This window comes from Staphylococcus sp. HMSC65H10 (assembly GCF_001839185.1).
GTDB classification, from domain to species: Bacteria; Bacillota; Bacilli; order Staphylococcales; family Staphylococcaceae; genus Staphylococcus; species Staphylococcus simulans.
The window spans coordinates 27157-40303 of sequence record NZ_KV840341.1; the positions used below are offsets into that span (position 1 = coordinate 27157).

A 13147-nucleotide genomic window follows, 5' to 3' on the forward strand; every position below is an offset into this window, starting at 1 on the left:
TCAATGTGACCGACTCTTTGATTAGTGTTTAGATTTAGGGTTCAAAGCATCTTTTAATCCTTCACCCACGAAGTTGATACATAAAATTGTAATCGTAATAATCATCGCTGGTGGCATCCAAATCCATGGTTTACTGCTTAATACATCCGCTTCTTGCGCATCCGATAACATATTCCCCCATGTCGGTGTTGTTTTCGCAATACCGAAACCAAGGAAACTCAAACCAGCTTCTGCCACGATTTGTACCGCAAATAATAATGTTGCTTGTACAATGATGACACTTAAAATATTTGGAAGTAAGTGTTTTAACATAATTTTATAAACAGGTGTTCCAATTGAAACAGCCGCTAAGAAATATTCATTTTCTTTTTCCTGCATGACTTTACCACGAGTTAATCTGGCAATCCCAACCCATGATAAGGTAATGATTACAGCTGCTAAAATAAATGCTGAGCCATATGGATTTTTGATTTTGTCACTGAATGTCGCATTTAATACGATTGCGAATGGAATGAATGGAAACAACATAACAAACTCAGTAAAACGCATTAAAATGGTATCTACTTTGCCGCCATAGTAACCTGAAATCATTCCGACAATCAAACCGATGATTAAAATTCCGGCAGTTGTCACAATCCCAAAGACCATAGAGACACGACCAGAATAAAGCAGACGACTTAAAATATCACGTCCACCGGCATCTGTGCCTAACCAGTGTTCTGGTGACATATCCCCCTTAATATAAACCAAATTTTGTAAGTTTGGATCGTACGGCGCAAGCAGTGGAGATAACATTGAAATCACAAATATCGCAATTAATGTAATCAGCGCTGTCATTGCTAATTTATTATGTGTGAAGTGAATCATGGCTGTTTTCAGCGGTGAATAACTTTCATGTTTCTTTTTTGATTTTTTAGACATGTCTTCTCCTCCTTAGTTGCTCTTAATTCTAGGGTCTACAATACTGTATGTGATGTCGGATATTAAGTTCGCTAATAGTCCTAAAAATGCAAAGAATAAAAGTAATGCCATCATTAATGGATAGTCTTTACCACTGATTGCTTCAATTAATAATTTACCGATACCAGGATAAGAGAAAATCGTTTCAGTAATAACAGCCCCACCGAAGATAGATAACACATCTCCACCGAAGAATGTCACAATCGGAATGACTGAGTTTCTTAAAATATGTTTGTTGTAAATTTTGTTTTCTGAAATACCATTTGAACGTGCTGTTCTGACATAGTCTTTACGTGAATTTTCGATAATATCATTTCTTAAGAATTGTACGTAACCTGCTGTCGACATAATACCTAGAATCAATGCAGGCAATAAGGCATGATAAATTTTACTCATATAGTACGGGAATGTACCTTCTTCCAAACCAATCGTCACTGAGCCTTGGAATGGGAACCAGTTTAATTGGAAAGCAAATAAATAAATTGCGAACACACCCGCTACAAATGAAGGTAACGCGAGTAAGAAATAGTTCGCGATTTGTATAGAATAATCTAAAGGTGAGTACGGTTTCCGTCCTGAAACAATACCAAGCGGAAACGCTAAAATATAAGTAAATATCAAACTTAATGTACCTAGTGTAATTGTGTTTGGCATTCTTTCTTTAATTAAATCTAAAACTGGACGTTTGAATCGTACAGATTCACCTAAATCACCTTGAGCGATTTTTTCAGCCCATTTCATATATTGCACATGAATCGGCTGGTCATAGCCTAATTTTTTTCTTTGCTGTTCAATATATTTAGATGCTGAACTATCAGTTGACGTTACAGATCCTGTAAAAGCATCACCCGGCTGCATTTTCGCAATACCGAAGATAACGATTGAAATTAAGAATAATAACGGAATCATCAATAATAAACGACGAACAATTAACTGAATCATTTTTCCACCTCTTCCTCAATCAATAAGCATGCTGCGAAATGATTTTGACTGACTTCTTTATACTTTGGCTTAGTTGTTTTACACGCTTCTTGAGCAATCGGACAACGGGTATGGAATGGGCACCCTGTCGGTGGATTGGCAGGAGAAGGTAAATCACCTGTTAATAAAATACGTTCTTTTCTTTTTTCTGGATCAATTTCAGGAATAGCTGAAATCAAAGCTTGTGTGTATGGATGTTTAGGATTGTTATAGATTTCATCTGACGGACCTTGTTCTACAATGTGTCCGAGATACATTACTCCAATGTAATCACTCACATGCTTTACGACACTTAAGTCATGGGCGATAAATAAATAGCTGAGATTAAACTCTTCTTGCAAATCATCTAATAAGTTCAAAACTTGAGATTGTACAGAAACATCTAACGCACTGACAGGTTCATCTAAAATGATAAGTTTTGGTTTTAAAGCGAGTGCACGTGCAATACCGACCCTTTGTCTTTGACCCCCTGAAAATTCATGCGCATATTTGTAATAGTCTTCTGTATTTAGACCTACTTTGACAAGCAGTGCTTTGACTTCTTTTTCGAGTTCTTCTTTAGATATTTTATGATAGTTTTTAATCGGTTCAGCGACGATATCGCCGACCATTTGAAGCGGGTTTAATGATGCATAAGGATCTTGAAAGACCATTTGAAAACCTTGTCTCGCTTCTCTCAACTTTCTACCTTGAATCTTTGTGATATCCTCGCCATCGAATAAAACAGTACCATCTGTCGGTGTCTGTAATCTTAAAATGCTGCGTCCTGCTGACGATTTACCACAGCCTGATTCACCAACAAGCCCCATTGTTTCTCCTTCATTAATTTTAAAACTGATACCGTCTACTGCTTTAACTTGACCGATTGTTCTACGAAAAAATCCACCTTTAATTGGATAATATTGCTTAAGATTGTTTACTTCTAAGATTGTCTTTTTATCCATATCGTTCCTCCATTATTGCTCGTCATATAAATGACAAGCGACTTTATGTTTTGCGTCAATCGATTTTAAAGCGACGTTTTCAGTTTTACAGATATCCATAACACGCGGACATCTGTTTGCGAATTTACATCCTACTTTCGGCATATTAACAAGTGAAGGGACACTACCTTCAATAACTTCTAATTTTTCAACATCACTGTCTAATTTAGGTATCGATCTGATTAAAGCTTGTGTATAAGGATGCTTCGGAGATTTGAAAATTTCATTAGTCGTGCCAGTTTCAATAATATTACCGGCATACATTACGGCAACGCGGTCACAGAGTTCTGAGATAACAGCTAAGTCATGCGAAATGAAGATGATAGACATATTCGTTTCTTTTCTGATTTTTCGTAACAACTCTAAAATTTGGGCTTGTACTGTAACGTCTAAGGCAGTGGTAGGCTCATCGGCGATTAACAAATCAGGACTACAAGAAATAGCTAATGCGATCATGACACGCTGTCTCATCCCGCCTGATAATTGATGCGGATAGTTATCAATGACTTCTGCGGCACGCGGAATACCTACTTGGTTAAGCAAATCAATCGCTTTGGCTCTCGCTTCTGATTTATTCAATTTCAAATGCAGCATGATTTTTTCAGTAAGTTGATTACCAATTGTAAATACTGGATTTAAAGCTGTCATCGGTTCTTGGAAAATCATTGAGAGTTCTTTACCTCTTAGTTGGTTATAGTCATTCTCACTGATGTTGTCGACACGCTTACCTTTAAAGACGATTTCTCCTTCTTCAATCTTGGCAATTTTTTCTGGTAATAACTGCATCACAGATAAACTTAATACAGATTTACCTGATCCTGATTCACCTACGATCCCAAGAATCTCCCCTTCTTCAACTGACAAATTAATATCATTAACTGCAGAATGCCATTCTTTCTTTATGTAAAAGCTGGTTTTTAATTGTGTTATTTCTAAAATATTCCTCGATGTCAATTTCAACACTCCCTTTTTTTGCTTAGAAAAAGCCTCGAAAATAATCGAGGCTTTTCATGCAAAATTATTTTTCTACAGTCCATTCATTTGCAGGGTTAGATCCTTTGAATGAAACTTCAAAGTTTTTAACTTTATTGCTAACTAAAGTAATATCTTCAAGTTCTACAAGAGGGATAACTGGAACATCTTTATTCCAAAGTTTTTGCCATTTCAAGTAGATATCTTTACGTTTTTCTTTGTCGTTTCCTACAACATCAAAATCAGTAGCTTCTGCTAATAATTTATCTGATTCTGGGTTGTTGTAACGTGATTCATTCCATAATGCATTTGATTTATATAAACCTGATGGATCTGGGTCAGCCCCTTGTTGCCATCCTCTGACATAAACTTCAACGTTACCGTCTGATTTTTCTAAATCTGCATTATATTTACTGAATTCAACCATGCTGACTTTAGTTTTCAAACCAACTTTTTCCCAATAACCTTTAAGTGCTGCAGTTCTTGGTTCAAATGTTGGGTTTGTACCTGCATAGTGTTTCAAGCTGATTTCGAATTTTTTACCTTTAGGGTCTTCTCTGAAACCATCGCCGTCTCTATCTTTATATCCTGCTTCATCTAATAATTTTTTCGCTTTTTTAACATTGTAGCTATAGTCTTCTAAGCCTTTATTACCTTGAGATACCCAGTGACTTGTTGGAATTAATGAGTTCGTTGGTTTAGCGTAACCATACATGAATGCTTTAATCCATTCATCTTTATTGATCGCATAATCCATTGCTTTTCTTAAACGTACATCTTGGTATTTAGGAAGTGGTTCTCCGACTTTCATTGCTTTTTTATCATATTTGCTTAATACAAATCCGATAATCATGTATTGTGTTGATGGTGCTGTTAATACTTTAATGTTGTCTGCTTTAGAGTCTTTAACTTGTTTTGCCATTGGTGGTGTACCTTGACCTACCATGTCGATGTCGCCGTTTTGAAGAGCTTTAACCATCGCGTTTTGGTCTACAACTTTATAGTTGATTTTGTCTAGTTTTGGTTCACCTTTCCAGTAATCTTTGTTTTTCTCAAATTGTACTGATTCGCCATCTACGATTTTTTTAACTTTGAATGGTCCATAACCGATTGGGTGTTTACGAACAGCGTCTGATTTCGCCATATCTTTAACTGGAATATCTTTAAAGATTTTTTCACTCAATAAATCGCCAGCATAAATTTTCAATAAGTTATTAACTTTTTTCTCTTTGAATGTGATTTCTACATTGTAGTCATCAATTTTTTTGATACCTGAAATTGTATCCGCTTGACCTTCTTTTTTCGCTTGTGCCCCTTCGATACAATCTACGTTGTCATAACGTGGACCATCGTAGTCAGGATTTGCTAATGTTTCTAATGTGAAAATCCAGTCATTGATTGTTAATGGATTACCATCTTGCCATTTCACACCTTTTTTCAATGTGAATTTATATTTCTTAGCAGGTTCGATTTCTTTCCATGACACTAAGTTTGGTTCTAATTGTAAATGATCATCCATTTTGAATAATCCATCACTGAATAATCCGATAACACCTGAATCAGTGACTGATGCTGCATAAATACCAGAGAAGTTACCTTCTGGTGGTGCACCTGTACCAATATTTAATGTACCGCCTTTTTTGTCACTCTTGCCCGTACTGCTTGAACCCTTAGTATTATCAGAATCCGACTTTTTGCTGCCGCATGCTGATAGTACTAATAACAGTGATAGTAAAACTATCGCTAACTTAAACCATCGTTTCTTCATATAATTCCTCCTCTTGCTGTTATCTCTATGCCGCTTATATGAAATTATTATATTAATATTCAGACTATTGTGTCAATGACGCTTCTATTTTTTATTATTTTTATAATTAGGTTGTTTGATAAAACAAAAAAGCACTCCTGTAATTAGGAATGCTTTAGCAAATAATGTTTATTAATCATATTTTGCGGTCAAATCTTCCATTGTAATACCAGTCGGTACATAATAGAACTTCACTTGACTGATGACACTTGGTACTTCTAGTTCGACCATTCTGTCATTAATATTTTGAATTAAAATCAAACACTCGCTCATTGTGCCTTGAACGGTTGTTTCTAATGGCGATACTCTAAATTTTAATCCAGATTGTTCAATAATAGAAATCGCTTCATCAACATATGGAATAACGTCTTCACCATTGGGTGTTTTAGGTAATACTTGAATACTCATCAATGTATCTTGCATCTTTCAAACCTCTTTTCACTATTTCATTAACTTTACTGTATCAAAATTTATATTTTCTATCGAATATTCTATCTTAGTTTTATGGAAATCATACAGTGTGGTAATAACAGCTGATAATAATGAGGCGATGATCAATTTCTTTATAGACTAGGCGGTGGATTTCATCAAGTTTCAAAACTTTAAAACCACCTTCACTGATTCGTCTAACATATAGAGGCACAGGATGATTATCTTCATCAAAAGGAATTTCACCTTTAATTTGTCTGATTGCTCGATTAAAATGTTTGATTAATTCTCCATTTAAACTTTTGAAATGGGTATGATCATTATTTGCTGTTTCCGTAAAATCGATTAATAAATGATCGTCTACTAATACTTTTACGAGATGTCCATTGATATAATCTCTAATACAGTGTGCTAAATGTTTTCGATTGGCTTCGTTTTTTAATAAATAAATGCGTGCATCATACCCTTGTGGTGTTTCATTTTCAATTATATGTTCATTTGAAGGATTTACTTGCTGTCCTTCTAAGTAACTATGTGCAATTTTATTTAATAAGTGCTCTTGTGTCATAGGAGTTTCATTTCCGTTTATCTCTTTCTTCATTTTGTACACCTCTTAAATGCGACTTATTTAAACATTACCCTGATTAAGCGGTATGCCAAACTTTTATTTTAAACTTTAGTCAATCTCAATTTAATGGATATACAAAATAATCATATAAATATATTTTCAGAATCATAAATAAGCCTTCATACCCTTACAATAACTTATACCCGTTATTTGAAGAATATGAAGGCTATTTTGTATTTTAAATAAATTGTTTTGTTAGTTCATCAAATTGTGATTGGTCAATGTTGATATCTTGCTTAGCTAAAGCTTCTCCGCTCATAACTTCTAATTGTGATTCATAAGAAGGTGTTTCTTTATCTTGATATACAATACCTGTCAGCAATGATTCATGATTGATAACTGCTTGTGTTGCTTTACCTTTATCTGATGGATCATAATCTTCTAATTCATCAACAGATACAAGATTTTCTTTAAACCAATCATACGTATTTACTTTATTATAAGTCACACATGGTGAGAAAACGTTCACAAATGAGAAACCATCATGGTTGATTGCTTCTTCGATTAAAGCAGTCAATCCTTTGATGTCACTTGAGAAACCTTGTCCTACAAATGTTGCACCTGATGATAATGCTAATTCTAACGGTGCGACGTTTTGCTCAATGTTGCCTTTTGGTGTAGTTTTTGTCACAAAGCCAGGTGCTGATGATGGTGATGTTTGTCCTTTAGTTAAACCATAAATTTGGTTATCCATAACGATGTACGTAATGTTCATGTTACGACGTAATGCATGAATGGTATGACCCATACCAATCGCATAACCATCTCCGTCACCGCCTGAACAAATCACTGTTAAATCTTTATTGGCCATTTTAACACCTTGCGCAATCGGTAAAGCACGACCGTGAATCGCGTGCATACCATATGAGTTAACATAGCCTGATAAACGACCTGAACAACCGATACCTGTAATTAATGCTACTTCTTCTGGTTCTAAGCCTACATTTGCAGCTGCTTTTTGAATCGCTGCTTGGACTGAGAAGTCACCGCAACCTGGACACCAGTTAGGCTTAACGTTATTTCTAAAATCTTTAAATGTTGCCACCTGTAACCACTCCTTCAGTTTCTTTGGCAATTTCTAAACCTTTTTCTTCAATTTCATGTGGTAAGAATGGTGTACCATCATACTTCGTTTGATTGATTAATTTTTGATGGACGTTCACATTCATTTTTAATATATTCGCAAGTTGTCCTTGATAGTTATGTTCAACAACAACTACTTTTTTCGCTTTATCTACCGCTTCTTGCACAATTTGTGTAGGGAACGGATGCAATTGTTTAATTTGTAAATGATTGACTTTAATACCTTCATCTTCAAGACGTGCTTTACCTTCTTGAATTGCACCTTTTGTTGAAATGAAACCAATATATAAGATATCCGCTTCATCATACGGTTGATCATCAATCACAGGTTCATTGATTAATAACTTTTCTGTCTTACGCATACGTTTGTCCATTTGTTCTTGACGGTTTTGTGCAGACTCGCTAGGTTTACCTTCTGGACTGTGTTCTACACCTGTCACATGATGAATACCGCCTTTAACACCTGGAATTGGTCGCGGTGATACACCGCTTGCTGTTAATGCATAACGTTTGAAGTAAGATTTATCATCTTCATCTCTTTCAATATCACTTTGAAGCAACTCGCCACGTTTAATTTCTACACGACTGAAATCTAATTGTTCAACAGTTTGTTTACCTAATGCTAATTGTAAATCACTTAAGATAATGACTGGGCATTGGTATTCTTCAGCTAAGTTGAAAGCTTCTACTGTTAAATAGAACGAATCTTCAGCATCTGTCGGTGCTACGACAATTTTAGGAATATCGCCATGCGTACCATAAATCATCTGCATTAAGTCAGATTGTTCTTCTTTTGTCGGTAAGCCTGTTGATGGACCGCCACGTTGTGTATTCACAATCACTAACGGTGTTTCAGTCATACCTGATAACCCGATAGATTCCATCATTAACGACAAGCCAGGTCCTGCTGATGCTGTAAATGCACGGACACCTGCATAGTTTGCACCGATAGCCATTGTCGCAGCCGCAATTTCATCCTCAGTTTGGATAACTGCACCATTTACTTTTGGTAAGTTTTCAATCATATATTCCATGATTTCTGATGCTGGTGTAATCGGATAAGCAGCCATAAATTTAGAACCCGCTGAAATCGCACCTAAACCAATCGCATCGTTACCAATCATATATAAATGCGGCTCAGACTGGCTTGCTTCAAGGTGGTAGTCACCTTTTAAGTCTGTCATTTCTTCTTTCATAGCTTCATAGCCTGCATGCAACGCTTGAACGTTCATGTCTACAATATTTTCGCCTTTTTTACCGAATGTATTCGCAATTAAAGATTCGAAAGATTTGATATCTAAATCCATAATGGCACATGTTGCACCAATTGCGACCATGTTTTTCATTAATTTCGTACCTAGATCTTTTGCGATATCAGTAAAAGGCAGTACGATCAGTTGGGCTTTACAATTTTCAGGACGAGACGGTTTTGCTTTTGCATCTACAATAATTACGCTGTCATCACGCATTTCATGATGGTTTAATTCAATCGTTTCTTGATCAAATGCGATTAGAATATCTAAATCATCGCTGATCGCATGTACAGGTGTTGTTGATACCCTGATTTTATTATTGGTATGTCCGCCTTTAATACGGCTTGAGAAATGTCTGTATCCGTAGAGATAATACCCTTCACGGTTCATTGCTGTGGCAAAGATTTCTCCAGTCGATTCAATTCCTTCACCTTGTTGTCCGCCTACTTTCCAAGATACTTGTGATTTCATACCTAGCTTTGCCTCCTGTAATATAATTCATCTATCATCATAACAAAATAAACCACTGTATTACTATGATAACAGTGGTTTTAAGTGAAATTCATACTAACGGACGATACCCTATCAGACCATTTCGAATGGGTTATCTTCGTTAATTAAAATCCGTTCAATCTTTTTGGTTTTACCATTTTTATCTAAATCAATAACTACACCAGATAAAACTTCTCTTCCCTCGTCAGGTACAACATGACGTTGCGGTAAACTTGAGATAAAACGGTAAATGACTTCATCACGATTAATACCTAAAATACCATCATAGAAGCCAGTCATACCGACATCTGTAATGTAACCTGTACCTTGAGGTAAAATACGGTTATCTGAAGTTTGAATATGTGTATGCGTTCCAACTACAGCACTTGCGCGGCCATCTAAATACCAGCCCATCGCATTTTTCTCTGATGTTGTTTCCGCATGAAAATCTACAAAAATATAAGGCGTTTCTTTTTGTGCTTCTTTAATCAAAGCATCTGCTTTTTTAAATGGATCATCAATATCTTGCATAAAAGCGCGTCCTTGCAAATTGATAACAGCAAGTTTTGTGTCATTAATCTGCATATAACGCATGCCGACACCTGGTGCTTCATCAGGGAAGTTCGCAGGTCTGACCATACGTTTCGCATCATCAATAAACTCATAAATCTGACGCTGACCATACGTATGATTGCCCATCGTCATAAAGTCTACGCCTTCACGTAATAATTGTTTATAAATTTTTTCAGTCAGTCCTTTGCCGTGTGCCGCATTTTCAGCATTCACAATTGTCGCAGTCGGACGGTAATATTGTTTCAATTTAGGAAGATACGTCGTGATTGCCTGACGTCCTACCTTACCTACGATATCGCCGATAAATAATATTCTCAACGTTCCTTCATCCTCTCATATTAGTTAGTTTAATGGAAAAAGCATCAATTGAAAAGTATCAATCGCGTTCTGAAATCAAAGATTCTTTTAAGTTTTAATAACTTCATCTTTAATTTTATGTAGAGCGGGTAAAAGTAATTAAGTCATTCATACATCACATTGTTGTATTTGTAAAAAATCTGTCAATTTTCGACTAGAAGTTTTACTTTTTCAGGGTGTGTTTGTATGTTATGATTTGTCTATCAAATTTATAGGAGATGTCGTTATTCAATGTCAATTAATATTGATCCCGAAAAGTTCGCAGAACTAGTACTTCAATCAAATCCGTCAAAAAGTGAGGATGCTGAAGATATCGCAAAAGAAGCTTTAGAACTTTATGTTAATGCTTATCGTTTAGCTGAAAGATACGCACAATTATCTTCAAACGCTTTAGATACATGCGAAGTACTTAAAGAAGTAAAACAAACAGATTTACTTTTATCTAAATAAAGACAACGATTATAAAAATAAAAGCAATGCAGTGATATACACTGACACATGAAACACGTGAAGTTAAGCAAAATATGCTTAACTTCTTTTTTATGTTCAACTTTTTATTGCTTCTTCAAATGTTCTATCAATAAGCTTAGATTATCATCAATGTATTTATTCTTATGTGTAAACAAATAAAAATCACGTTGTATATCTACAGGTACTACGCTTAAATATTGATGATCATAAGGAGTCAGTGCTGAAGAGGAAACAATAGATATTCCCATACCACTGCGCACCATATTTTTAATCAGTGTGGTATTATTCATTTCAACTAAAAAGATATCATCTAAGCCTAGTTTCTCAATTCCCTTCTCTTGGTATGCACGCGTGCCTGAGCCTCTTTCTCTAATATAAAACGTTGAAGCTTGTTCAAACACTTGCCCTTTTCTACGAATTAAAACTAACTCATCATGTTCAATTTTAATTTTATTTAACGCATTGTCTTGAATTTCTTTTTCTACAATACCTACATCGATACTATTATGTTTAAGATGTCCAATAATATGTTCTGAGTTATCTAATCTCGCATGAATGTGTAATTTAGGATATTTTAGAGCCAAGTCTGCGAGATGTTCAGACAATCGATATTCTCCGTAAGTGTAACTGCTGCCAATGGTTAGTTCTCCTGAAATTGTATGAGGTGCTTGTTTTAAATCTTTTCTCAAACGATCTTCAAGTCGCTGTTTTTGTATCGCATATCGAAATAAAGTTTCACCATCAGTTGTGAGTCGCATGTTCGAATGTTTAAATTCAAATACCTTCACGTCATAGTCACTTTCTAAGCGTTTAATATCTCGGCTGATTGAAGGTTGCGAGGTATATAAGTTTTGTGCTGCTTTCGTGTAGCTTCTCGTTTTTACGACTTCAATTAATACTTTAAAAGGATCCATTGTACGTCCTCCGACTCTTTGACTTTTCACTATTATAACAAATTTGTTATGAGCGCTATACCAAATATTTATTTAACGTTATAGTCAGCCAATGATAACCTTAATCTTAAGGAGGCATGACTATGACAACATTTAGACAAAAACCTTTCATACTAGGGATACTCTTTACTCTGGTTATCGCACTCATCAGTATGTTGTTAGCGAAGTTGCCGATTCTCGCAAATGTAGGTGCATTGACTATTGCCATCTTATTTGCGATTGTTTATCGACATATTAAAGGATATCCGGAAACACTTAGACCTGGCATTGAATTTTCAGCGAAAAAGCTTTTGAAATTTGCGATTGTCTTGTATGGTCTTAAACTAAATATTAACGAAATCATTACACAAGGACGTACATTATTACTCGTGGATATCGGTGTAGTTATTTTTAGTATCTGTTTTATTTTCTTATTAAACAAATGGCTTAAAGGTGATCGTGATATCGGTCTTCTATTAGGTATCGGAACAGGAATTTGCGGTGCAGCTGCTATTGCCGCAACTTCTTCAATTCTAAAAGCGAAAGAGAAAGACACAGCATTAAGTGTAGGCATTATCGCATTAATCGGAACACTCTTTTCATTAGCCTACACTGTTATTACATCTATCTTTAATATTGCGCCACAATTATATGGCGCATGGTCAGGCAGTAGTTTACATGAAATTGCGCATGTCGTATTAGCTGCTGGATTTGCGGGAGAAGCTTCACTTAAAATCGGACTACTCGCAAAACTCGGACGTGTATTTCTATTGATTCCAGTCAGTTTGATTTTACTCGCAATCATGAAATACAAATCACAACATAGTGCACAAAAAGCTAAAATAGAAATTCCATATTTCTTATTTGGTTTTATTATTGCTGCACTGATTAATACGTATTTACCATTGCCAGAACCTTTAATGGCAGTATTAAATTTCTTAGCAACATTACTCATCATAATGGCAATGGTTGGATTGGGCTTGAATGTTGCCTTAAAAGATATTAAAGATCGTGCCGGCAAACCATTAATAGCAATTGTAATCGCATCTATTATATTATCCGCATTAACTTTTGCGACTCTAAGTATGCTGCATATATAAGTTTAATATGAATTAAATGAAACTATCCCTTGAGCTCATTCAAAAGCTGAAGGGATAGTTTATTTGTATATAAAAGAACCTTGAGCTATCTCGGCTCTATACTATTTAGGACTGGTGATAATCACT

13 protein-coding genes are annotated in these 13147 nt (G+C 35.4%); 2 read left to right on the plus strand and 11 right to left on the minus strand.

All coding sequences use genetic code 11. The annotated features are described in order from the left end of the window. Positions 1-21: 21 nt before the first annotated feature. The 10 genes from opp4C to HMPREF3270_RS06235 form a co-directional block, all read right to left on the minus strand. Positions 22-921, minus strand: coding sequence for an oligopeptide ABC transporter permease (gene opp4C, locus HMPREF3270_RS06190; RefSeq protein ID WP_070848263.1), 900 nt, complete (start codon positions 919-921; stop codon positions 22-24). A gap of 12 nt (positions 922-933) precedes the next feature. Further along, positions 934-1902, minus strand: a complete 969-nt coding sequence (opp4B, locus tag HMPREF3270_RS06195; RefSeq protein WP_002480744.1) for an oligopeptide ABC transporter permease — start codon at positions 1900-1902, stop codon at positions 934-936. Continuing rightward, on the minus strand, positions 1899-2885 hold the full coding sequence (locus HMPREF3270_RS06200) for an ABC transporter ATP-binding protein (RefSeq protein WP_023015664.1): 987 nt from the start codon (positions 2883-2885) through the stop codon (positions 1899-1901). Before HMPREF3270_RS06200 ends, opp4B begins: the two co-directional genes overlap by 4 nt. A 12-nt stretch (positions 2886-2897) precedes the next feature. Further along, a complete protein-coding gene (locus HMPREF3270_RS06205) occupies positions 2898-3878 on the minus strand; it encodes an ABC transporter ATP-binding protein (protein ID WP_070848262.1) in 981 nt (326 codons plus the stop codon). Positions 3879-3942: 64 nt separating this feature from the next. Beyond that, positions 3943-5664 (minus strand): oligopeptide ABC transporter substrate-binding protein, encoded by a 1722-nt coding sequence (gene opp4A / locus HMPREF3270_RS06210; protein ID WP_070848261.1) that lies wholly within the window; start codon positions 5662-5664, stop codon positions 3943-3945. A 171-nt stretch (positions 5665-5835) separates the two neighbouring features. After that, entirely contained in the window at positions 5836-6126 is a 291-nt protein-coding gene (locus tag HMPREF3270_RS06215) for a thiamine-binding protein (protein WP_002480740.1), read from the minus strand. A gap of 88 nt (positions 6127-6214) precedes the next feature. Further along, the gene (locus tag HMPREF3270_RS06220; protein WP_070848260.1) at positions 6215-6733 is read right to left on the minus strand and encodes a type II toxin-antitoxin system YoeB family toxin; all 519 of its coding nucleotides are present in this window, start codon (positions 6731-6733) and stop codon (positions 6215-6217) included. A gap of 205 nt (positions 6734-6938) precedes the next feature. After that, on the minus strand, positions 6939-7805 hold the full coding sequence (locus HMPREF3270_RS06225) for a 2-oxoacid:ferredoxin oxidoreductase subunit beta (RefSeq protein WP_002480738.1): 867 nt from the start codon (positions 7803-7805) through the stop codon (positions 6939-6941). Beyond that, complete coding sequence (locus tag HMPREF3270_RS06230; RefSeq protein ID WP_070848259.1) at positions 7792-9567, minus strand: 2-oxoacid:acceptor oxidoreductase subunit alpha; 1776 nt, start codon at positions 9565-9567, stop codon at positions 7792-7794. Before HMPREF3270_RS06230 ends, HMPREF3270_RS06225 begins: the two co-directional genes overlap by 14 nt. Before the next feature lie 114 nt (positions 9568-9681). Next, positions 9682-10479 (minus strand): TIGR00282 family metallophosphoesterase, encoded by a 798-nt coding sequence (locus tag HMPREF3270_RS06235; protein ID WP_070848258.1) that lies wholly within the window; start codon positions 10477-10479, stop codon positions 9682-9684. A 270-nt stretch (positions 10480-10749) separates the two neighbouring features. On the opposite strand from HMPREF3270_RS06235, the gene HMPREF3270_RS06240 reads away from it, so the two are divergent. Then, entirely contained in the window at positions 10750-10968 is a 219-nt protein-coding gene (locus HMPREF3270_RS06240) for a hypothetical protein (protein WP_002480735.1), read from the plus strand. Positions 10969-11072: 104 nt separating this feature from the next. Here the strand turns inward: HMPREF3270_RS06240 and HMPREF3270_RS06245 are convergent, their stop codons facing one another. Then, entirely contained in the window at positions 11073-11903 is an 831-nt protein-coding gene (locus HMPREF3270_RS06245; RefSeq protein WP_070848257.1) for a LysR family transcriptional regulator, read from the minus strand. Positions 11904-12025: 122 nt separating this feature from the next. Between HMPREF3270_RS06245 and HMPREF3270_RS06250 the strand changes: the two genes are divergently transcribed. Next, positions 12026-13021 carry a YeiH family protein gene (locus tag HMPREF3270_RS06250; protein ID WP_070848256.1) on the plus strand — a complete coding sequence of 332 codons (996 nt, stop codon included), beginning with the start codon at positions 12026-12028 and terminating at the stop codon, positions 13019-13021. The last annotated feature ends 126 nt before the right edge of the window (positions 13022-13147 follow it).